Below are 22,639 nucleotides of genomic sequence, written 5' to 3'. Positions count from 1 at the left end.
CGGGGAGTATAGCTGAGGGTGTTTCATTTATAAGACGGGTGTCATGCTTCTATTTCGTCGCGATTAAAGCGAATTGGCAGGCGCGTGCGGTGAATGGATCACGGGATGAGAGAAGCAAACGCCTTCGCAAGCAGGCTCGCTCCATTGACCGGGTTGATCAATCGAACGCGGTCCCTTATGGGAGCGAGCCTGCTCGCGAAAAACGATGACACGGTTTAACTGACCTGACTGCGCAATTAAAGGGAAGCCTGCCGCACCTGCTTTTCCAGCTCCGCCTTCAATCCCGGCTCCAGCTTCAACTGCCGTGCCAGTTCATCCAGGTAGGACTTCTCCATGAAGCTCTCCTCATCCACCAGCATCACGCTGGCGATGTACATCTCAGCCGCCATTTCCGGCGTGCTGGCCGCGCGGGCGACTTCTGTCGGGTCGAGCGGCTTGCTGAGTTCGGCATGCAGCCACTGCTGCAATTCCTGATCGTTGTCGAGCTTGGTGAATTCGCCTTCGATCAATGCACGCTCGCGATCATCAACGTGGCCATCGGCTTTGGCCGCAGCCACCAATGCCTTGAGAATCGCCTGGCTGTGCAACTCAACCTGCGCAGGTGGCAGGCGGTCGAGTGTTTGCGGCTCGGTCTTCGGCGCGGTGCCCTGCTGGGCCTGCCAGTTGCCGTAAGCCTTGTAGGCAATCACGCCGAGCGCCGCGAGACCACCGTAGATGGCGACTTTGCCGCCGACATTGCGGGCCTTTTTGCTGCCGAGCAACAGGCCCATGGCACCAGCCGCCAAGGCACCACCGCCCGCGCCGGAGAGCAAACCGCCGAGGCCGCCCGAACCACCGCTGCCACCGAGCAATCCGCCCAATCCACCGCTGGACGACTTGTTTTGATTTGCGCCGGCCTTGTTCTTCATCAGGTCCTGACCGGACTTGAGTAGTTGATCGAGCAATCCACGCGTATTCATTTTGCCGCCTCCACGAAAGGGGTTAACCGGACACATAAGGCCACCAGCCTAGAACGAAAGTGCCCGGCGACCGGGGACGAGAGTGCTTCTGGATGTTGCCTGAAAAAAACGGGCCATCGATTAAAGCGATATACACTCAAGCGAATCTATAAAAACCGCCCACCGGGTAACTCCCCATGATGACCTTGCGTCAGATCCGTCATTTCATCGCCGTGGCCGAGACCGGATCGATCTCCGCCGCCGCGCAAACCGCGTTCATTTCCCAATCGACCTTGACCCTGGCGATCCAGCAACTGGAAGAGGAGATTGGCGTCGGCCTGTTCAACCGACACGCCAAGGGCATGAGCCTGACCCATCAGGGCCACCAATTCCTGCGCCAGGCGCACCTGATTCTGGCCACGGTGGACAACGCCAAACGCAGCCTGCAACAAAGCACCGATCAGGTCGCCGGGCAGCTGATCATTGGCGTGACCAGCCTGGTGGCCGGTTATTACCTTGCGGATTTGCTCACCCGGTTCCAGCGTGCCTATCCCAACGTCGAAATCCGGGTGATGGAGGACGAACGCCCATACATCGAACATTTGCTGGTCAGCGGTGAGATCGATGTCGGCGTGCTGATCCTGTCCAACCTCGAAGACCGCCATGCCTTGCAGACTGAAGTGCTGACTCATTCGCCACACCGGTTGTGGTTGCCGGCTCAGCATCCGCTGCTGGAACACGACAGCATCAACCTTGCCGATGTGGCCCGCGAACCACTGATTCAGCTCAACGTCGACGAAATGGACCGCAACGCCCACCGCATGTGGAGCGGTGCCGGGCTGCAACCGCGCATCACCCTGAAAACCGCGTCGACAGAAGCCGTTCGGAGCCTGGTGGCCGCAGGTCTGGGTGTATCGATCCAGCCCGACATGACCTACCGCCCCTGGTCACTGGAGGGCGACATCATCGAAGCCCGCCCGATTGCCGACCTGAGCCAGACCCTCGACGTCGGCCTGGCATGGCGTCGTGGCACGGCGCGTCCGGCATTGGTGGACCCGTTTTTGACCGTGGCCCGCGAACAACCCCACGGCGGGCGCAAGCCATCTATTTAATCGAACGCCACCTTCAGTATTTAGAATTTGTCGACCTCGGGCCCGCGCACTAGTCTTGCTCCATCAATAAGACGGCCGGGCCCAGTCACTGGGAGCACCATGGCCACACAAGAAAAGAGAACCCGAAAAATGGCTGGCGCGCAGACCCCGTTGTTCACCGCGTTGTTGATCGATGGCGAGTTGGTCGCGGGTCAGGGTTTTGTCGAACCGATCCTCAACCCCGCCACCGGAGAAGTGCTGACCCACATCGCCGAAGCCAGCACCGAGCAAGTCGAAGCCGCCATCCTTGCCGCCCACCGCGCCTTCGCCGGCTGGTCGCGGACCACACCGCAGCAACGCTCGAACCTGTTGCTGGACATCGCCAACGCCATCGAAAAACAAGCCGACCTCCTCGCCCGACTCGAATCCCTGAACTGCGGCAAACCGTTGCACCTGGCCCGTCAGGACGACTTGAGCGCGACGGTCGATGTGTTCCGCTTCTTCGCCGGCGCCGTGCGGTGCCAGACCGGCCAGCTCAGCGGCGAATACCTGCCGGGCTACACCAGCATGGTCCGGCGCGATCCGATTGGCGTGGTCGCCTCGATTGCGCCGTGGAACTACCCGATCATGATGGCCGCGTGGAAAATCGCCCCGGCCCTCGCCGCCGGCAATACGCTGGTGTTCAAACCGTCCGAACACACGCCGCTGTCGATTCTGGCCCTGGCGCCGGCGCTGGCCGAGATCCTTCCACGCGGCGTGATCAACATCGTCTGCGGCGGCGGTGAAGGCGTCGGCAGCCACTTGGTCAGCCATCCCAAAGTGCGCATGGTGTCGCTGACCGGCGATATCGTCACCGGGCAGAAAATCCTCCAGGCCGCCGCCAAGACGTTGAAACGCACGCACCTTGAGCTCGGCGGCAAAGCGCCGGTGATCGTCTGCAACGATGCCGACATTCAAGCCGTGGTCGAAGGCGTGCGCACTTACGGTTATTACAACGCGGGGCAGGATTGCACCGCGGCTTGCCGGATTTATGCACAGGCCGGGATTCACGACCGCCTGGTGGCGGAACTCGGCGCGGCGGTCAGCAGCCTGCGCTTTGCCGGTAAACGCGACGCCGACAACGAAATCGGCCCGCTGATCAGCACCCGCCAGCGCGACCGCGTGGCCAGTTTCGTCGAGCGCGCCCTCGGCCAGCCGCATATCGAGCGGGTGACCGGCGCGGCGGTGCATTCCGGTGCCGGCTTCTATTACCAGCCGACGCTGCTGGCCGGTTGCAAGCAGAGCGACGAGATCGTCCAGCGCGAAGTATTCGGGCCGGTGGTCACCGTGACCCGTTTCGATCAGCTCGAACAAGCCGTGGACTGGGCCAACGATTCGGAATACGGCCTCGCCTCCTCGGTCTGGACGCAGAACCTCGACAAGGCCATGCAGGTCGCGGCGCGGTTGCAGTACGGCTGCACCTGGATCAACAGCCATTTCATGCTGGTCAGCGAAATGCCCCACGGCGGCCTCAAGCGGTCCGGGTATGGCAAAGACTTATCCAGCGATTCGCTTCAGGACTACAGCGTGGTGCGGCACATCATGGCGCGCCACGGACAGCATCTCTGACTACGCTAATAACAAGCCGCTAACGGCATGCTTCACCACGTTCACAACTGCCCCGACCATAATTAAAGAAGAGGGAATTCCCATGTTCGTGCACAAGACCGCACTGCTCAGTGCAATCACCTCGGCGCTGCTGGCCAGCGCCAGTCTCCAGGCCGCCGAACCGCTGAAAGCCGTCGGTGCCGGCGAAGGCCAGCTGGATATCGTGGCGTGGCCCGGCTACATCGAACGTGGCGAAAGCGACAAGGCCTACGACTGGGTGACCGGTTTCGAGAAGGAAACCGGCTGCAAGGTCAATGTGAAGACTGCGGCGACTTCCGATGAAATGGTCAGCCTGATGGCCAAGGGCGGTTATGACCTGGTGACGGCGTCGGGCGATGCCTCGTTGCGGTTGATCGTCGGCAAGCGTGTGCAGCCGATCAACACGGCGTTGATTGCGAACTGGAAAAGCCTCGACCCACGCCTCAAAGATGCGCCGTGGTACGTGGTCAACAAGCAGACCTACGGCACCCCGTATCAGTGGGGCCCGAACGTGCTGATGTACAACACCAACGTATTCAAAACTGCGCCGACCAGCTGGGGCGTGGTGTTCGATGCGCAGAACCTGCCGGACGGCAAACCGAACAAGGGCCGCGTGCAGGCTTACGACGGCCCGATCTACATCGCCGACGCGGCGCTGTACCTGAAGACCACCAAGCCGGAACTGGGCATCAAGGACCCGTACCAACTCACCGAAGCCCAGTACAAGGCTGTTCTCGATCTGTTGCGCGCCCAACAGCCGTTGATCCATCGCTACTGGCACGACACCACCGTGCAGATGAGTGACTTCAAAAACGAAGGCGTGGTCGCGTCCAGCGCCTGGCCGTATCAGGTCAACGGCCTGATCAACGAGAAACAACCGATCGCCTCGACCATCCCGAAAGAAGGCGCCACCGGTTGGGCCGACACCACGATGTTGCACGCCGAAGCCAAGCACCCGAACTGCGCTTACAAATGGATGGACTGGTCACTGCAACCGAAAGTCCAGGGTGATGTGGCGGCCTGGTTCGGTTCGTTGCCAGCGGTGCCAGCGGCCTGTACCGGCAGTGAATTGCTGGGTGCCGAAGGCTGCAAGACCAACGGCTTCGACCAGTTCGAGAAAATCGCCTTCTGGAAAACCCCGCAGGCTGAAGGGGGCAAGTTCGTGCCTTACAGCCGCTGGACCCAGGACTACATCGCGATTATGGGCGGCCGCTAACACACCGGCCCCTGTGGCAAGGGAGCTTGCTCCCGCTGGGTGGCGAAGCTGCCCCAAAACCAGTTAATGCGGTCTATCAGAGAGGCCGCATCAGTCCTTTTGGGAGTGCTGCGCACTCCAGCGGGAGCAAGCTCCCTCGCCACAATAAGTTTTCCAACCAGAAAGTTGATTCAGATTTTTCAGAAGTCCAGGCAGGGCCGCTGTGACGGCCCTCGCCTTTTTGGAGCACCGCACCATGACGCTTGCAGTCCAGTTCACCAACGTTTCCCGTCAGTTCGGCGAAGTGAAGGCCGTTGACCGGGTTTCCATCGATATCCAGGACGGCGAGTTCTTCTCCATGCTGGGCCCTTCCGGCTCGGGCAAAACCACCTGTTTGCGCCTGATCGCCGGTTTCGAACAACCGAGCGCTGGCTCTATCCGAATTCATGGCGAGGAAGCCGCCGGGCTGCCGCCGTATGAGCGTGACGTCAACACGGTGTTTCAGGATTACGCGCTGTTCCCGCACATGAACGTGCTCGACAACGTCGCCTATGGCTTGAAAGTCAAAGGCGTCGGTAAAGCCGAACGGCAGAAGCGGGCCGAAGAAGCCCTCGACATGGTTGCCCTCGGCGGTTACGGCGAGCGCAAACCGGTGCAACTGTCCGGCGGCCAGCGCCAGCGTGTGGCCCTGGCCCGCGCCCTGGTCAATCGCCCTCGCGTGCTGCTGCTCGACGAGCCGTTGGGCGCTCTCGATCTGAAGCTGCGCGAACAGATGCAGAGCGAGTTGAAGAAGCTGCAACGCCAGCTCGGCATTACCTTTATCTTCGTCACCCACGACCAGACTGAAGCGCTGTCGATGTCCGACCGTGTGGCAGTGTTCAACAAAGGACGCATCGAGCAGGTCGACACCCCGCGTAACCTGTACATGAAACCGGCCACCACGTTCGTCGCGGAATTCGTCGGCACGTCCAACGTGATTCGCGGCGATCTGGCCAAGCAATTGAGTGGCAATCCACAGCCGTTTTCGATTCGCCCGGAACACGTGCGTTTTGCCGAAGGCCCGCTGGCCAGCCACGAGATTGAAGTCAGCGGCTTGCTCCACGACATTCAGTACCAGGGCAGCGCCACGCGCTATGAACTGAAACTGGAAAACGGCCAGACCCTGAACATCAGCCAGGCCAACGTGCAGTGGCTGGACGTCAGCGCCCAGCACCAGACCGGGCAACGCATCAGCGCACGCTGGGCGCGCGAGGCGATGGTCCCGCTGCACGACAACGTTGTCGGTGGGGTGTGAGATGACCAGCGTGGCTATCCCTCAAACCCCGGCCGGCGGTTCGCCGTTGCGCAGGTTTTCCAACCTGCTGTATCGCCGACCGAATTTTTACCTGTCGCTGCTGCTGGTGCCGCCGCTGCTGTGGTTCGGTGCAATTTATCTCGGCTCGCTGCTGGTGCTGCTGTGGCAAGGCTTCTACACCTTCGATGACTTCACCATGGCGGTCACCCCCGACCTGACCCTGGCGAACTTCGCTGCGCTGTTCCAGCCGTCGAACTTCGACATCATCCTGCGCACGCTGAGCATGGCCGTCGCCGTGTCGCTCGCCAGCGCGATCGTCGCGTTCCCGATTGCCTATTACATGGCGCGTTACACCACTGGCAAAACCAAGGCGTTTTTCTACATCGCGGTGATGCTGCCGATGTGGGCCAGTTACATCGTCAAGGCGTATGCCTGGACCTTGCTGCTGGCCAAGGGCGGCGTCGCGCAGTGGTTCGTTCAACACCTGGGGCTGGAGCCGGTGTTGCAATTCGTGCTGGGCATTCCCGGCGTAGGCGGCAGCACTTTATCGACCTCGCACCTGGGCCGTTTCATGGTGTTCGTCTACATCTGGCTGCCGTTCATGATCCTGCCAATCCAGGCTTCGCTGGAACGCCTGCCGCCGTCGTTGTTGCAAGCGTCTGCGGACCTGGGTGCCAAGCCACGCCAGACCTTCATGCAGGTGATTCTGCCGCTGTCGATTCCAGGCATCGCAGCTGGTTCGATCTTCACCTTTTCGCTGACCCTGGGCGACTTCATCGTGCCGCAGCTGGTGGGCCCGCCGGGCTACTTTGTGGGCAGCATGGTTTACGCGCAGCAGGGCGCAATCGGCAACATGCCGATGGCCGCGGCCTTCACATTGGTGCCGATTGTGTTAATCGCCATTTACCTGACTATCGTCAAACGACTGGGGGCCTTCGATGCACTCTGACTCTTCATCACAGGGGCAGGCTTCTATCGGATTAAAAATCGCAGCCTGGGGCGGGTTGGTGTTCCTGCACTTTCCGATCCTGATCATCTTCCTTTACGCCTTCAACACCGAAGAAGCGGCGTTCAGCTTTCCACCCAAGGGCTTCACCCTGCATTGGTTCAGCGTGGCGTTTTCTCGGCCCGATGTACTGGAAGCGATCAAGTTGTCGGCCGAAATCGCCGCCATCGCGACACTGATTGCGATGGTCCTCGGCACCCTCGCGTCGGCGGCGTTGTACCGGCGGGATTTCTTCGGCAAGCAAGGCATCTCGTTGATGCTGATCCTGCCGATTGCGTTGCCCGGGATCATCACCGGGATCGCGTTGCTGGCGACCTTCAAGACACTGGGGATCGAGCCGGGGATGTTCACCATCATCGTCGGCCACGCGACCTTCTGCGTGGTGATCGTCTACAACAACGTCATCGCCCGTTTGCGCCGCACTTCGCACAGTTTGATTGAAGCGTCGATGGACCTCGGCGCCGACGGTTGGCAGACCTTCCGTTACATCGTCCTGCCGAATCTTGGCTCGGCGTTGCTGGCCGGCGGCATGCTCGCGTTTGCGCTGTCGTTCGACGAAATCATCGTCACCACCTTCACCGCCGGCCATGAACGCACCCTGCCGCTGTGGCTGCTCAACCAGCTCAGCCGCCCACGGGACGTGCCAGTGACCAACGTTGTCGCGATGCTGGTGATGATGGTGACCATGCTGCCGATTCTCGGTGCTTATTACCTGACCCGGGGCGGTGAGAGCGTGGCGGGTAGCGGCGGGAAATAACCGAATAACGATTACTCCCTGTCGTAACCGAATCGAATGTGGGAGCGAGCCTGCTCGCGAAAGCGGTGTGTCAGCCAACATCAATGTTGAATGTTAAACCGCATTCGCGAGCAGGCTCGCTCCCACAGTTTGAACCGGTTCCTTCAGAGAAAAACAATAGTTTGAAGAGGACAATGCCATGCAAACCAAACTCTTGATCAACGGCCAATTGATCGACGGCGACGGCCCCGCCCAACCGGTGTTCAACCCGGCCCTCGGCCGTGTGCTGGTGGAAATCAACGAAGCCAGCGAAGCCCAGGTCAATGCCGCCGTACAAGCCGCCGACAGCGCCTTCGAAAGCTGGTCGCAAACCACGCCGAAGGAACGCTCGCTGCTGCTGCTCAAACTCGCCGACGCCATCGAAGCCCACGGCGAAGAGCTGGCCAAGCTGGAGTCGGACAACTGCGGCAAACCCTACAGCGCTGCGCTGAACGATGAGATCCCGGCGATTGCTGACGTGTTCCGTTTCTTCGCCGGCGCCAGCCGTTGCATGAGCGGTTCGGCGGGTGGCGAGTACTTGCCCGGCCACACCTCGATGATCCGCCGCGACCCGGTTGGCGTGATCGCCTCCATCGCGCCGTGGAACTACCCGCTGATGATGGTCGCCTGGAAAATCGCCCCGGCCCTCGCCGCCGGTAATACCGTGGTGCTCAAGCCGTCAGAACAAACCCCGCTGACCGCGCTGCGTCTGGCGGAACTGGCGTCGGAAATCTTCCCGGCCGGCGTGCTCAACCTCGTCTTCGGCCGTGGTCCTACCGTTGGCAGCCCATTGGTCACGCACCCGAAAGTGCGCATGGTCTCGCTGACCGGCTCGATCGCCACCGGATCGAACATCATTTCCAGCACCGCCGACAGCGTCAAACGCATGCACATGGAACTGGGCGGCAAGGCCCCGGTGATCATCTTCGACGACGCCGACATCGACGCCGCCGTGGAAGGCATTCGCACCTTCGGTTTCTACAACGCTGGTCAGGATTGCACCGCAGCTTGCCGCATCTACGCGCAGGAAGGCATCTACGACAAATTCGTCGAGAAGCTTGGCGAAGCGGTCAGCAGCATCAAGTACGGGTTGCAGGATGACCCGTCGACCGAGCTGGGGCCGCTGATCACTGCGCAGCACCGTGACCGCGTGGCCGGCTTTGTCGAACGTGCCGTGGCGCAACCGCATATCCGCCTGGTCACCGGTGGCAAGTCTGTGGAGGGGAATGGTTTCTTCTTCGAGCCGACGGTGCTTGCGGACGCTCAACAGGACGACGAAATCGTCCGTCGCGAAGTGTTCGGGCCCGTGGTGTCGGTGACCAAATTCACCGATGAAGCCCAGGTGCTGGGTTGGGCAAACGATTCGGATTACGGCCTGGCGTCGTCGGTCTGGACCTCTGACGTCGGTCGCGCGCATCGCTTGTCTGCCCGCTTGCAATACGGCTGCACCTGGGTGAATACGCACTTCATGCTGGTCAGCGAAATGCCCCATGGCGGTCAGAAACTGTCTGGCTACGGGAAGGACATGTCCATGTATGGGCTGGAGGATTACACCGTTGTGCGGCATGTGATGTTCAAGCATTAAAAGCTTCGCGGGCACGCCTCGCTCCTACAGGTTCGCCGCAGTACCTGTGGGAGCGAGGCTTGCCCGCGAAGGCATCACCTCGGTTTCAAGGTAGAAACCGGCACCAAGCACCATCAGGCTTCAACGCCAGAAAACCAAAACAATAACCACCGATCCGGGCAGCGCCTCCAAGGCACCGCCACGGTTTCGGACATCCGAAATCTGCCGATTTTCCGGAGCTGACACACCATGAGCGCATCACCCGAACTCTCTGTAGCCGTTGCCGACAGCGACTCCGAGCAGCTACGCAAGCTGGGTTACACCTCGAACTTCAACCGCAGCATGAGCCTGTGGGAAAACTTCGCCCTGGGCTTCACTTACCTCTCCCCGGTCGTCGGGGTTTATACCCTCTTCGGCCTGTGCCTGGCCGCCGGTGGACCGCCGATGTTCTGGGCTTATTTACTGGTCGGTTGCGGCCAGTTGCTGGTGTGCCTGATCTTCGGTGAAGTGGTCTCGCAGTTCCCGATTTCCGGCGGCGTGTACCCCTGGGCTCGTCGCTTGGTGGGCAAGCGCTGGGCGTGGATGGTCGGCTGGATCTACTCCATCGCCCTGTGCGTGACCATCGCTGCCGTTGCCGTCGGTGCCGGTCCGTACCTGGCCGCGATGATGGGCTTTGAACCGAGCAATAACACCAACATCGTCATCGCGCTGTTCCTGACGCTGTTCGCCACCCTGGTCAACCTCAGCGGCACCAAAATGCTGGCGCGGATCGCCATGTTCGGCTTCCTTTGCGAGCTGGTCGGCGCAGTGATCGTTGGCGTCTACCTGCTGATCTTCGAGCGTCACCAGTCGATCAGCGTGTTGTTCAACACCTTCGATATCAGCATTGACGGCTCGTACCTGCCGGCCTTCCTCACCGCCTCGCTGGCGGGGATGTTCCTGTACTACGGCTTCGAGGCCTGCGGCGACGTGGCCGAAGAAACCCCGAACCCAAGCAAGCAGATTCCGGTGGCCATGCGCATGACCATCTACATCGGCGGCATCGCGGCGATGTTCGCCTGCCTGGCGCTGATCCTCGCCGTGCCGGACATGCAAGCGGTAATCAACGGCACCGACAAAGACCCGGTCACCACCATCCTCAACAACGCCTTCGGCCCGGTCGGCTCGAAAGTGGTCATGGGCGTGGTGATGATTTCCTTCATCTCCTGCGTCATCAGCCTGCAAGCGGCGGCGAGTCGTCTGCTGTACTCCTACGCCCGAGATGAAATGGTCATTGGCAGCTCGCTGCTGAAGAAGATCTCGCCTGCGACACAAGTGCCTGTCGCTGCGCTGTTCGTCTCCGGCGTCCTGCCGGCCCTGATCATCATTCTCGGCTTCTTCCTGCAAGATGCGGTGGCCACCATCGTCAGTTTCGCGGCGATCGGCATCTATCTGGCGTTCCAGATGATCGTCCTCGCCGCGCTATACGCACGCCTGAAAGGCTGGAAACCAAGCGGCAAATTCACCCTCGGCGGTTGGGGGTGGGCGGTGAACATCGGCGCGCTGGTTTACGGTGTCGGCGCGATCATCAACATGGCCTGGCCGCGCACACCGGATGCAGCCTGGTATATCAATTATGCGATGGTGTTGAGTACGGCGATCGTTATTGGGTTGGGGTTGTTGTACATGTGGTTGGCCAAGCCGTATGACCACGGGACTGCGCCAGCGGGGGATGCGTGGAAGGTTAGTCGGTAATAGCCAGTGTCCAGCCCGCAGCGATGCCGGCTGGACGCTTGGTGTTAGATCGGCTGAAGTTTGGAGAGGGTTTCGAATTCGTCCATCAGCAAATGGATTTCGGTGCTCGGGTTGGGTTCGCCGCTGATGGCGACATCCTCGATAATCTTTGGCGCTAAAGCTCTCGCCTTTTGAAATGGCTCACCCAGGAGTTGGGCGAAATAATTGACATCTTCGCCCTTGGCGTACTTATCCATGTTGGGCTTTTTTCTGAGGCTCTTGGCGACCAGGTCGCCGGGAGAACGCTTCCCGACTGCACGGAAAGGCTTTCGATTGAATCCGAAGTGCAGAAGCAGCCAAAACTCAAAGCAAGGATACGACGCGATGACTTTGATTTTCGGATGCGGTCTCGCCAGATTGATGGCTCGCTCAAAACACAAATGCGTATCGCGATCCAATGCACAAAACACCTTGTCGAAGCCTTTCTGACGGGCGATAGCTGTTTCAACAATGCCGCTTGGGTGTGTGATGCCGCAGTGGGCAATTTCTACTAGAGCGCTGGCACGAAAATGGAATGCGGCCTCCTCCAGATATCGTTTTCCTGACTTGCTGTCTTCACAGAGAATCAGCACTTTGGGTTGAGGCTTGAACCGGGGTGCCTTCCGATCAAACAGCCGTATTGAACGCGCCATGTTCAACCTCGCCTTATCAACGGTAACCCACGATAACGGCCCTCAAAGTAGCGTTTTTCGACGTTTTCTCCTTCCCTGCCTTCAAAATCGTGAACCGAAAAAAGACAGGTCGCACCCTTAGCATCGCGTTCGGTAATCCAGAACTGATCGCGCCGAAGTGCTTTGGTATTCATTAGATGAGTGTCGTGGGTGGTAAAGATCAGTTGAGTACCTAGCCCACTGTCCAAGTGTTTCTCAATCAGACCATCGACTATTGAGGGATGAAGGCTGCTGTCCAATTCATCGACAGAAAGAATCCCGCTCCCATCGGCGTGATTGATCATGAACCAGGGCAGCCAGAAACCGATCAGGTTTTTTGTACCGCCGGACTCCTCTGAAAAATCGAACTCGGCTTTTCCTAAAAGGCTCGTATGCGTCAGGGTGACTTTGTCTTTTTGGGCCTCCGCAAAGAACTCCTTATGTGTGAGTTTTTTTGTACGGTGAAAAGATTCTGCGTCTTCGGTGTTGAGGTGAATAGCTGACACCGGGATATCCACTTCCTTTAGAAAGTCTCGCAAATTGCCAGTGTGATCCGAGGTCATCTTCAGAAATCTGATGGACGCAGCAGACAGCCCCATCATGTTGTTCTGCTCAATAACCAACAGACCTGATTGAAACCAGCTAAACGGGGCCCGCAACTGGGTCAGCTCTTCGCTACTGTTCGCCACCGCCTGTGAAATAAACAACATTTTGGGGCTCGTCAGGCGCCGCCATGCACTGTGGACTTCTTTACCACCCTCAAGACTTGCCCCAAAGACATATTGCTCCCCCTTCTCCCCAAAACGACGCTGATACAGCCGCGTTTCCTTACCGTTGGGATAGGAAATCAGTTGCTCCTCGATAATCCGCTGAGCCGTCAGGCGTAGAACAAAGCGATATCGGAGCCCGCGCTGAATGAAGTTGTACTCAAAGGAACTGGGTTCGTTTTGAAGTTGCGAGTCAAAACGAAATGGCGAGACCGGTAGCGGTTCATCATTTGAGGAAGGTAATGCGGCGAGCAGCTGTCCGATGATCCCCATCGCCCGGATGAGCGAAGATTTACCGGACGCATTCGGCCCGTAGATCGCAGCCACCTTCAACAAATCCGGTAGTTTTTCTCCATTTAAGGGCGGCGTAAACAGGTTGCGTTTTTTACTCAAGCGCGGCGTCGCAGCCATGGACAGGGTTTGCCTGTCGCGGAAGGAGCGATAGTTGGAAACAGAAAATTCAATCAGCATGCAGCGAACCCGCAGTTCAGTCCTGAAAGGCCAAAAAATAAAGGAAAAAACAGCCGTTCGGCGCAGTCGCACTGCACTTCACGCAAAAACAGGAAATTCCTACAGACCGAGCCTTCCGTTAGAAGCTCCAATTCCTACAACGCGCGGCGCCAGAGTAGACTTGGCGCCGCGAGCGCCTGAACGATAGGCTTTACCTCGTCGCTGCCAAATCAGCGACCCGGTGTCGAAGCCGGTAAATCATCAACATGGCGCATCCGCGCCCCCATATGAACTGGGGCAATTTTTTGCCTTTCAGTTTTGCTTTATGGTGGGCCGTGTGGCGCGGGCCTCTTGGCTTGCATGTTGATCGAGAATGTCCCGACTTCGAACGCCGCACGGTCCGCCACCCATAATCTGTCGAAGGATTAGTGGCGGCTCCCTTTTCAACATGGAGTCGAAAAATGCTCAAGCACCCGCTAAATCCGTCTGAAACCCATCCTCATTTCATCCCTACCGTCTTCACCCGCCACAACCGCTTCCTCCACGCCTTCATGCAGGACAACCAAGCCTGGTTCTGCGTCCAGGACCTCGGTCGCTTGATGGGCCGTCCGCTGGACCAACGTCTCACCCTGAAACTCGATCCCGATCAACGCCGATACGTCTGGTTGCTGAAGGATGGCAAAACCGTCGAATCGTTGATGGTCAGCGAATCGGGAATGTATGCGCTGCTAGTCCACCATTTCATCCCGGAAAACCGAAACCTGCGTCAGTGGCTAAGCAACGAAGTCATCCCGACGCTGCGCGAGTCGAAAGCGGCTGTGGATAACATTCCAAGTCTGAGCTCGTTGCAGTGGGCAGGCATCTCGGTGCCGCTGCTGCACTGGCAGCATCAAGCCTGGATCAAGTGGCGCGACATGCCGGATCTGATGCAGGTACAGCGACCGTTCACGATCGTGGGCACTTGCAGTTGAAGGCAGGGTGAAAAATGAAAAAGGGGCAGACTTTACAGTCCGCCCCTTGGCTTAGCGCTCAAAACCGCGAAACACTCCGCATCGCATCCACCAGATACCGCATCGCAATCCGGTCGTTTTCCGACAACTCGCGATACCGCTCCAGCAGCTTCATTTCGTCCGAACTGAGGCGATGCCTTCGCCGCCCGGTGGCCAGGCAAGGGAAGATTCCCAACATTTCTGTGATGCCTTGTACTTTCGTCATGGACGATGTCCTTCTATAAGCCCGAGAAAACTTCAAAAACCGCATCGCCCTATCCTTTTATTAGCCGCCGGCCTGAAGGGCAGAAACCGGTCATGAACACAGGATAGGAACATTCCCGGCGCTGAAAAGCGGTTTTTAGAGTAATTAGTCAAAAAAAGCAGAAATGCCCTATAAATCAGAAAGTGCTGTCGGAAAAATTCACCGACATGTCTTGTTTCATTGCCGCATCATCAAAGTGCTACCAATCATTTTTTCTCTGCAACCGAACGGTTTAAGCTATTTGTTATCTGTTTAAAGTCCGTTGCGTTTGGCCGAAGGCATGTCCGAACCGATATTTTTGATCCAGCACGTGCCAGGAACGGCGCGGGATTGTTCACGACAGGTTGTACTTATGCATCGCAGGAATTTGCTCAAAGCGTCCATGGCCATCGCTGCCTACACCGGTTTGTCGGCCACCGGCCTGCTCGCCTCCCGTGCCTGGGCGGCCAGCGGCACCGCTGACGGCGCAGCTCAGGCGTTCGATTTCGAGACGCTGAAGATTCAGGCCAAGCAACTCGCCGGCAATCGCTATCAGGACACCAAGCAGGTGCTGCCGCCGACGCTGGCGACCATGACGCCGCAGAATTTCAACGCGATCCGCTACGACGGCAACCACTCGCTGTGGAAAGACTTGAACGGTCAGCTGGACGTGCAGTTCTTCCACGTCGGCATGGGCTTCAAGCAGCCGGTGCGCATGTACAGCGTCGATCCCAAGACCCGCCAGGCCCGGGAAGTGCATTTCCGCCCTTCCCTGTTCAACTATGAAAAAACCACGGTCGACACCAAGCAGCTCACCGGCGACCTGGGGTTTTCCGGGTTCAAGCTGTTCAAGGCCCCGGAACTGGACAGGCACGATGTGTTGTCCTTCCTCGGCGCCAGTTATTTCCGCGCGGTAGACGCCACTGGCCAGTACGGTCTGTCGGCCCGCGGCCTGGCCGTCGATACCTACGCCAAGAAGCGTGAGGAATTCCCGGACTTCACCAAGTTCTGGTTCGAGACGCCGGGCAAGGACAGCACCCGCTTTGTGGTCTACGCGCTGCTGGATTCGCCGAGCGCCACTGGCGCCTATCGATTTGACATCGATTGCCAGGCCGAACGCGTGGTGATGGAGATTGACGCCCACATCAACGCGCGCACCGCCATCGAACAACTGGGCATCGCACCGATGACCAGCATGTTCAGCTGCGGCACCCACGAGCGCCGCATGTGCGACACCATTCACCCGCAAATCCACGACTCGGATCGCTTGGCCATGTGGCGCGGTAACGGCGAGTGGATCTGCCGTCCGCTGAACAACCCGGCGACCCTGCAGTTCAACGCCTTCGCCGACACCGACCCGAAAGGTTTCGGCCTGGTGCAGACCGATCACGAGTTCGCCAACTATCAGGACACCGTTGACTGGTACAGCAAGCGTCCAAGCCTGTGGGTAGAACCTACGACCGCGTGGGGCGAAGGCTCTATCGATCTGTTGGAAATTCCTACAACCGGCGAAACCCTCGATAACATCGTCGCGTTCTGGACTCCGAAGAAGCCGGTCGCGGCCGGTGATTCCCTGAACTACGGCTACAAGCTCTACTGGAGCGCCCTGCCACCGGTGAGCACGCCGCTGGCGCGGGTCAATGCGACCCGTTCGGGCATGGGCGGGTTTATCGAAGGTTGGGCGCCGGGCGAGCATTACCCGGAAGTCTGGGCTCGACGCTTTGCCGTGGACTTCAACGGTGGCGGCCTGGATCGCTTGCCGGAAGGCGCGGGGATCGAGCCCGTGGTGACCTGCTCGAACGGCGAGGTGAAGGATTTCAACGTGCTGGTGCTGGATGACATCAAGGGCTATCGGATTACCTTCGATTGGTACCCGACCAATGACAGCGTGGCGCCGGTTGAGCTGCGGTTGTTCATTCGCACTAATGACCGGACGTTGAGCGAGACCTGGTTGTACCAGTATTTCCCGCCAGCGCCGGATAAGCGTAAGTACACCTGAAAGCAATAGGTTGTCTGGGCTTGCCCCTTCGCGAGCAGGCTCGCTCCCACAGTTGATCTGCGGCGTACACAGAATTGTGCTCCATGGAGCTCCAGTGTGGGAGCGAGCCTGCTCGCGAAGGGGCCGGTCCAGACTTACAAAAATCCCGGCACAGAAACACAAAAGCCCCGATCACAGCGATCGGGGCTTTTTGCTTTTACAGCCGAATTCAGTCACGCAAATCCGACTCATGAATCGGCTGATCCCGATGGGTCGCCCGCTGATACTGCGCCGGCCAGATCGCCTTGCGACCGCCCAGATCATCATCGGCATGCAGCGGCCAATACGGATCGCGCAACAGTTCCCGCGCAAGGAAGATGATGTCCGCCTGGCAGGTGCGCAAGATGTGTTCGGCCTGGGCCGGTTCGGTAATCATTCCGACCGTACCGGTGGCGATGCCTGACTCCTTGCGCACCCGTTCGGCAAATCGGGTCTGGTAACCCGGCCCTGTAGGAATTTCGGCGTTGGCCGCCGTACCGCCCGACGAGACGTCAATCAGGTCCACACCCAGATCTTTCAGGCGCCGCGCCAACTCCACTGTTTCATCAGGGTTCCAGCCATCTTCCACCCAATCGGTGGCCGACACTCGCACAAACACCGGCAACTCTTCCGGCCAGACAGCACGCACCGCCTCGGTGACTTGCAGCACCAGCCGAATCCGGTTCTCGAACGAACCGCCATATTGATCGCGTCGCTGATTGCTCAGGGGCGAAAGAAACTGATGCAGCAGGTAACCGTGAGCGGCATGGACTTCGACCACTTTGAAACCGGCAGTCAGCGCTCGCTTGGCTGAGGCGACAAAGGCCTGAATGACCTCAGCAATCTCGCTTTCATCCAGCTGCTTGGGATGTGTGTGCTGCGGGTCGAAAGCAATCGGCGACGGCCCTACCGGCACCCAGCCGCCGTCTTCGGGTTTGACGCTGCCATGCTTGCCGATCCACGGCCGATGGGTGCTGGCTTTGCGCCCGGCGTGCGCCAGTTGAATACCGGCCACCGCGCCCTGAGCGGCGATGAAGCGCGTGATGCGTTGCAGGGGTTCGATTTGTTCGTCATTCCACAAGCCGAGGTCCTCGGCGGTGATGCGCCCGTCGGCCGTGACCGCCGTGGCTTCAGTAAAAATCAGGCCGGCCCCGCCGACGGCGCGGCTGCCGAGGTGGACCAGGTGCCAGTCATTGGCCAGCCCATCGACGCTGGAGTACTGGCACATCGGTGATACGGCAATGCGGTTGAGCAGGGTCAATTGACGAAGGGTATAGGGTTCAAGCAGCAGACTCATGGGGCACCTCTCGAATCAGTGGGCAGGCTCCAGGGTTCTGTTTGAAAAGTCGACGAGTGACAGGAAAAAGGCGCAGCACCCGCCCCCGCGGGCAAAAATTGGACAAGACGTCACAAGGATAATCAAGCAGTGCTTAGAGCCTAGTCGACATCGGGGGATGAGGGAGGGTTCCGAGGGATTCGGTGTCAGAAAGATCGCTATCGCGAACAGGCTCGCTCCCACAGGTTTTGTGCAAATCCTGTAGGAGTGAGCCTGCTCGCGAAGGGCTCAACGCGGTTCGATGTGGGCAATCATCAGCTGCACCGTCTCGTTCCCGCGAAACTCGTTGAGGTCGAGTTTGTAGGCCAATTCCACCCACTTGATGGTCGGATTCGGCCAAATGTCGCGGTCGATGCCGAAGGCAATGCCATCGAGCTTCACCGAGCCACATTCGCTTCTGAGCACCACTTTGAGGTGTCGCTCGCCGACGACGCGCTGTTCAACCAACTGAAACACGCCATGAAACAAAGGTTCAGGGAAGTGCTGCCCCCAAGGTCCGGCATGGCGTAGCGCACGGGCCAGTTCGAGATGGAATTCTTCGACCGCCAAAACCCCGTCCGACAGCAGACGCCCGGTCAGGTCTTCTTCGCGCAATTGCCGGCGCACTTCAGCGTCGAAGGCCTCGGCGAACAACGGAAAATTTGCTTCCGGCAAGGTCAGACCGGCCGCCATGGCGTGGCCGCCGTACTTGCTGATCAGGTTCGGATGCTGCGCGGCCACCACACTCAAGGCGTCACGAATATGAAAGCCCTGAACCGAACGCCCTGACCCTTTGAGCAAACCATCGCCAGCATCGGCAAAGGCAATGGTCGGACGAAAATAGCGCTCTTTCATACGCGAAGCGAGGATGCCGATGACGCCCTGGTGCCACTCGGGATCAAACAGGCACAGGCCGAACGGCATCGATTCGACCGGCAAATCCTTGAGCTGAGCCAGCGCTTCACGCTGCATGCCCTGCTCAATGGATTTGCGGTCCTGGTTCATGCCGTCAAGCTGCACGGCCATTTCCCGCGCCAACCCGGCGTCGTCGGTGATCAGGCATTCGATGCCCAGGCTCATGTCATCCAGGCGCCCCGCCGCATTCAGGCGCGGGCCGACAATGAAGCCCAGGTCGGTCGAGGTGATGCGTGCCGGTTCGCGCTTGGCGACTTCGAGAATCGCCTTGATGCCCGGACGGGCGCGGCCGGCGCGAATCCGCTCCAGGCCCTGGTGCACCAGAATCCGATTGTTGGCATCCAGCGGCACCACGTCGGCGACGCTGCCCAGCGCCACCAGGTCCAGCAGCTCGCCAATGTTCGGCTGCGGCGTGCTCGCGTACCAGCCGAGGCTACGCAAGCGTGCGCGCAGGGCCATCAATACATAGAAAATCACCCCGACGCCGGCCAGTGCCTTGCTCGGAAATTCGCACCCCGGCTGGTTCGGATTGACGATGGCATCGGCTAACGGCAGTTCGTCGCCGGGCAGGTGGTGGTCGGTGACCAGCACGCTCAGGCCTGCCTTTTTCGCTGCCGCCACGCCTTCGACGCTGGAGATGCCGTTGTCCACCGTAATCAGCAACTGCGGCGTGCGCGTCAGCGCCACCTCAACGATTTCCGGGGTCAGGCCATAGCCATACTCGAAGCGGTTCGGCACCAGATAATCGACATGTGCCGCGCCCAGCAGCCGCAAACCCAACACGCCCACGGTACTGGCGGTCGCGCCATCGGCGTCGAAGTCGCCGACAATCAGAATCCGCTGGCGCTGTTCCAACGCCGTGACCAGCAAATCCACCGCCGCATCCATGCCCTTGAGCTGCTGGAACGGGATCAACCGCGCCAGGCTCTTGTCCAGTTCCGCCTCGGATTGCACGCCACGCGCCGCGTAAAGACGCGTCAGCAGCGGCGGCAGATCGCCGAGGAATGGCAGGGTGTCGGGCAACAGGCGAGGTTCGATGCGCATGGGGTGACAGGTGCTTCTCTTGAATACGTAGGATAAAACCGGATCAAACGGACAAACGGCGAAAAATCAGCCGCGCTCGCCGCTCAGCCACTGCAACTGGACTTCATGCTGACCCCGGTCGTCGGTGACGAAAATCGTCCCTTCGCTGATCATCACGTCCCACTTGATAACGCGGGGCATGTCTTTGGCCAAGGTTTCCAGGATGTCCTGAGGCACGGCTGCGATGTGCACGTTTTTCAGGTTCTTGATCGCGGGGATCACTTTGGTTTCCCAGACGCGCAGACTGCCGTAAGCCAACAGGCTGGTGCGCTCGGTACGGCGCGAGCACCAGGTCAGGCGATCGGCGTCCGGCTGGCCGACTTCGATCCAGTGCAGGACACGGTCGTCCAGGCTCTTTTCCCACAGGGCCGGTTCATCCACGTCTGACAGACCGCGACCGAACGACAGTTGCTCGTTGTACCAGAAGGCGTAGGCCAGCAGCCGCACGGTCATGCGCTCTTCGGTTTCCGAAGGGTGACGGGCGATGGTCTGCTTCACGCTCTCGTAGACGCTGCGGTCGAGGTCGGTGAGGTTCAGTTCAAACTTGTAGGTCGTGGACGGCTGGGCCATGAACGGGCTTCTTGATACGAGGAAAGGCGGCAAGTCTAACCGATGCAGTAGGCAATCAACGAATAGAAGGCGATCAACCTTGGTCCTCTGACGTTGGGCTATGTTAAAAGGCTATATCCGCTCAGCCTTTGTCCTACAGGATCCAGCATGCCGCTCACCGCCAAACCGCTCTCAGGTCTGAAAGTCATCGAATTGGGCACCTTGATCGCCGGCCCGTTTGCCTCGCGCATTTGCGGTGAATTCGGCGCCGAAGTAATCAAGATCGAATCCCCCGACGGCGGCGATCCGCTGCGCAAATGGCGAAAACTCTACGAAGGCACCTCGCTGTGGTGGTTCGTCCAGGCCCGCAACAAAAAATCCCTGACCCTGAACCTGAAACACCCTGACGGCCTGGCAATCCTGAAAAAGCTGCTGGCCGAAGCGGACATCCTGATCGAGAATTTTCGCCCTGGCGTGTTGGAAAAACTCGGCCTGGGCTGGGACGTCTTGCACGCCCTCAACCCGAAACTGGTGATGGTACGGCTGTCGGGCTTCGGCCAGACCGGGCCGATGAAGGATCAACCCGGTTTTGGCGCCGTTGGTGAATCCATGGGCGGCCTGCGCTACATCACCGGTTTCGAAGACCGGCCACCGGTGCGCACCGGGATTTCCATCGGTGACTCGATTGCCGCGCTATGGGGTGTGATTGGCGCACTGATGGCGTTGCGTCACCGCGAGGTCAACGGTGGCCAGGGCCAGGTGGTGGACGTGGCGCTGTATGAAGCAATCTTCGCCATGATGGAAAGCATGGTGCCGGAGTTCGATGTGTTCGGTTTCATTCGCGAGCGCACCGGCAACATCATGCCAGGCATCACGCCCTCCTCGATTCACACCAGCGCCGACGGCAAGCATGTGCAGATAGGCGCCAATGGCGATGCAATCTTCAAACGCTTCATGCTGGTCATCGGTCGCGAAGACCTGGCCAACGACCCGGCGCTGGCCAGCAATGATGGCCGCGACAGCCGCCGTGACGAGATTTACGGGGTGATCGATCGCTGGGTCAATTCGCAGCCGCTGGACACCGTGCTCACGCAGCTGAATCAGGCCGATGTGCCTGTCAGTCGGATCTTCAGCGCCGAAGACATGTTCAGTGATCCGCAGTATCTGGCCCGGGAAATGTTCATGCAGGCCAAGCTGCCGGACGGCAAAGACTTCAAGATGCCGGGGATTGTGCCGAAACTCTCTGAGACACCCGGCGATTGCGCATGGGTCGGGCCGCAGTTAGGCGAGCACAACGCGCAGGTACTCAACGATCTTGGTTACGACCCGCAACAGATTGCCAAGCTGCGCGAAGACGGGGCCATCTAAGCTGAAACGCCTGCTTTCAACAGCCACTCACAACACCCGCAACTGGCGTACAGCGGCGGTATTGGGGCTATTGGCCGCGCTGGCGACACCCGTTTGGGCACAACCCAAAGCGACGCTGATCTGGTTACTCCGCGACTTGCCACCCACGATGATCTTTGAAGGTCCGAAAAAAGGTCAGGGGATTGTCGATCAGATCCTGCCGCTGTTGATAGCCGGGATGCCGCAATACGAGCACACCCTGATGCGAGTCAACCGGGCCCGCGCCATGCAAATGCTCCGCGAAGAATCGTTTACCTGCGATCCGTCACTGGTCTGGACCAAAGAGCGCGAACAATGGATTGCGTTCTCCATTCCGGCCTTCCGCGCGGTGAGCAATGGACTTGTCGTCCGCCGGGAAGACCGCGCGCAGCTGGATCCTTTTCTGATCGACGGCGAAGTCGATCTTGCGGCTCTGCTGGCCAGTGGCCAAAAGAAAATCGGGGTCGTCGCCGAGCGCAGTTACGGCCAAGTCCTCGACACGCTGCTGAAACTGGCGCCACCGGACGCACTGGCTCCCCATTACGGCAACGATGCCCTTGCCAGTCTGTTGCAGATGCAGCGCCTGGGCCGTTTGCAAATGGTTCTGGGGTACTGGCCGGAAATTCGCTATCAGGCTAATCGAGAGCACATCGCCGACGATCAGCTGGAATTTTACCCGGTGAAGGGCACGGGCAAATACCTGTCGGGGCACATTGGCTGCTCCGGTACAGTCCAGGGCCGCAAGGCCATCCAAGAGATCAATGAACTGTTACGCACCCTGCCCCATGAGCGACTGGACCAGCTGTACGCTGAGTGGCTGGACCCCGAAAGACGCAACGACTACCTGAAAGAAGCCAAAGCCTTTTTCGAGAATCAGGCTGGGCAATGACAAATCGCAGGCAAAAGAAACCCCGAGAAGTGGGGAGACGACTCGGGGTTAAACGTGGCCTACATAAAGACCAGTGGCAGCAAGCTACAAGCACCGGAGCACAATGCTTGATCCTGCTGTTAC

The 22,639-nt window shown here is 59.4% G+C and carries 19 protein-coding genes; 12 read left to right on the top strand and 7 right to left on the bottom strand.

Translation table 11 applies throughout. The features are described from left to right. Positions 1 to 236: 236 nt before the first annotated feature. On the bottom strand, positions 237 to 959 hold the full coding sequence (locus tag FHL16_RS11835) for a tellurite resistance TerB family protein (RefSeq protein WP_010462938.1): 723 nt from the start codon (positions 957 to 959) through the stop codon (positions 237 to 239). 176 nt (positions 960 to 1,135) lie between these two features. On the opposite strand from FHL16_RS11835, the gene FHL16_RS11830 reads away from it, so the two are divergent. The 8 genes from FHL16_RS11830 to FHL16_RS11790 all read left to right on the top strand — a co-directional run bounded on the left by FHL16_RS11830 (position 1,136) and on the right by FHL16_RS11790 (position 11,223). Continuing rightward, positions 1,136 to 2,050, top strand: coding sequence for a LysR family transcriptional regulator (locus FHL16_RS11830; RefSeq protein WP_010462940.1), 915 nt, complete (start codon positions 1,136 to 1,138; stop codon positions 2,048 to 2,050). 99 nt (positions 2,051 to 2,149) lie between these two features. Continuing rightward, complete coding sequence (locus FHL16_RS11825) at positions 2,150 to 3,637, top strand: gamma-aminobutyraldehyde dehydrogenase (RefSeq protein WP_077748302.1); 1,488 nt, start codon at positions 2,150 to 2,152, stop codon at positions 3,635 to 3,637. A gap of 82 nt (positions 3,638 to 3,719) precedes the next feature. Further along, positions 3,720 to 4,871 (top strand): putative ABC transporter substrate-binding protein YdcS, encoded by a 1,152-nt coding sequence (ydcS, locus tag FHL16_RS11820; RefSeq protein ID WP_077748301.1) that lies wholly within the window; start codon positions 3,720 to 3,722, stop codon positions 4,869 to 4,871. 235 nt (positions 4,872 to 5,106) lie between these two features. Beyond that, positions 5,107 to 6,144 carry an ABC transporter ATP-binding protein gene (locus tag FHL16_RS11810; RefSeq protein WP_010462946.1) on the top strand — a complete coding sequence of 346 codons (1,038 nt, stop codon included), beginning with the start codon at positions 5,107 to 5,109 and terminating at the stop codon, positions 6,142 to 6,144. A 1-nt stretch (position 6,145) separates the two neighbouring features. Continuing rightward, entirely contained in the window at positions 6,146 to 7,093 is a 948-nt protein-coding gene (locus tag FHL16_RS11805) for an ABC transporter permease (protein ID WP_077748299.1), read from the top strand. After that, a complete protein-coding gene (locus FHL16_RS11800) occupies positions 7,083 to 7,907 on the top strand; it encodes an ABC transporter permease (protein ID WP_042932340.1) in 825 nt (274 codons plus the stop codon). Before FHL16_RS11805 ends, FHL16_RS11800 begins: the two co-directional genes overlap by 11 nt. A 178-nt stretch (positions 7,908 to 8,085) precedes the next feature. Further along, entirely contained in the window at positions 8,086 to 9,510 is a 1,425-nt protein-coding gene (locus tag FHL16_RS11795; RefSeq protein WP_077748298.1) for a gamma-aminobutyraldehyde dehydrogenase, read from the top strand. A gap of 228 nt (positions 9,511 to 9,738) precedes the next feature. Beyond that, entirely contained in the window at positions 9,739 to 11,223 is a 1,485-nt protein-coding gene (locus FHL16_RS11790) for an APC family permease (RefSeq protein ID WP_077748297.1), read from the top strand. A gap of 44 nt (positions 11,224 to 11,267) precedes the next feature. Here the strand turns inward: FHL16_RS11790 and FHL16_RS11785 are convergent, their stop codons facing one another. Then, entirely contained in the window at positions 11,268 to 11,894 is a 627-nt protein-coding gene (locus FHL16_RS11785) for an RloB family protein (RefSeq protein WP_077748296.1), read from the bottom strand. 2 nt (positions 11,895 to 11,896) lie between these two features. Continuing rightward, positions 11,897 to 13,150: an AAA family ATPase gene (locus FHL16_RS11780; RefSeq protein WP_077748295.1), complete on the bottom strand. Its 1,254-nt coding sequence runs from the start codon at positions 13,148 to 13,150 to the stop codon at positions 11,897 to 11,899. A 440-nt stretch (positions 13,151 to 13,590) separates the two neighbouring features. On the opposite strand from FHL16_RS11780, the gene FHL16_RS11775 reads away from it, so the two are divergent. Beyond that, entirely contained in the window at positions 13,591 to 14,100 is a 510-nt protein-coding gene (locus tag FHL16_RS11775) for a BRO-N domain-containing protein (protein WP_077748294.1), read from the top strand. A 58-nt stretch (positions 14,101 to 14,158) separates the two neighbouring features. Here FHL16_RS11775 and FHL16_RS11770 read toward each other — a convergent pair whose 3' ends face one another. Continuing rightward, positions 14,159 to 14,344, bottom strand: coding sequence for a hypothetical protein (locus tag FHL16_RS11770; protein WP_010462962.1), 186 nt, complete (start codon positions 14,342 to 14,344; stop codon positions 14,159 to 14,161). A 391-nt stretch (positions 14,345 to 14,735) separates the two neighbouring features. Here FHL16_RS11770 and FHL16_RS11765 point away from each other — a divergent pair, with 391 nt between their 5' ends. Continuing rightward, on the top strand, positions 14,736 to 16,361 hold the full coding sequence (locus FHL16_RS11765) for a glucan biosynthesis protein D (protein ID WP_077748293.1): 1,626 nt from the start codon (positions 14,736 to 14,738) through the stop codon (positions 16,359 to 16,361). 208 nt (positions 16,362 to 16,569) lie between these two features. On the opposite strand, the gene FHL16_RS11760 is transcribed toward FHL16_RS11765, so the two are convergent. The 3 genes from FHL16_RS11760 to FHL16_RS11750 all read right to left on the bottom strand — a co-directional run bounded on the left by FHL16_RS11760 (position 16,570) and on the right by FHL16_RS11750 (position 20,262). Beyond that, positions 16,570 to 17,676: an NADH:flavin oxidoreductase/NADH oxidase gene (locus tag FHL16_RS11760; protein WP_010462966.1), complete on the bottom strand. Its 1,107-nt coding sequence runs from the start codon at positions 17,674 to 17,676 to the stop codon at positions 16,570 to 16,572. Between the two features lie 267 nt (positions 17,677 to 17,943). After that, positions 17,944 to 19,653, bottom strand: coding sequence for a single-stranded-DNA-specific exonuclease RecJ (recJ, locus tag FHL16_RS11755; RefSeq protein ID WP_077748292.1), 1,710 nt, complete (start codon positions 19,651 to 19,653; stop codon positions 17,944 to 17,946). Between the two features lie 66 nt (positions 19,654 to 19,719). After that, positions 19,720 to 20,262 carry a YaeQ family protein gene (locus FHL16_RS11750; protein ID WP_010462971.1) on the bottom strand — a complete coding sequence of 181 codons (543 nt, stop codon included), beginning with the start codon at positions 20,260 to 20,262 and terminating at the stop codon, positions 19,720 to 19,722. 147 nt (positions 20,263 to 20,409) lie between these two features. Here FHL16_RS11750 and FHL16_RS11745 point away from each other — a divergent pair, with 147 nt between their 5' ends. Then, entirely contained in the window at positions 20,410 to 21,609 is a 1,200-nt protein-coding gene (locus tag FHL16_RS11745) for a CaiB/BaiF CoA transferase family protein (RefSeq protein ID WP_077748291.1), read from the top strand. Further along, entirely contained in the window at positions 21,557 to 22,516 is a 960-nt protein-coding gene (locus FHL16_RS11740; protein WP_049870738.1) for a TIGR02285 family protein, read from the top strand. Before FHL16_RS11745 ends, FHL16_RS11740 begins: the two co-directional genes overlap by 53 nt. The last annotated feature ends 123 nt before the right edge of the window (positions 22,517 to 22,639 follow it).

This window comes from Pseudomonas sp. FSL W5-0299 (genome assembly GCF_005930655.1).
GTDB classification, from domain to species: Bacteria; Pseudomonadota; Gammaproteobacteria; order Pseudomonadales; family Pseudomonadaceae; genus Aquipseudomonas; species Aquipseudomonas mandelii.
This window is presented reverse-complemented; position numbering and strand designations above follow the sequence as displayed.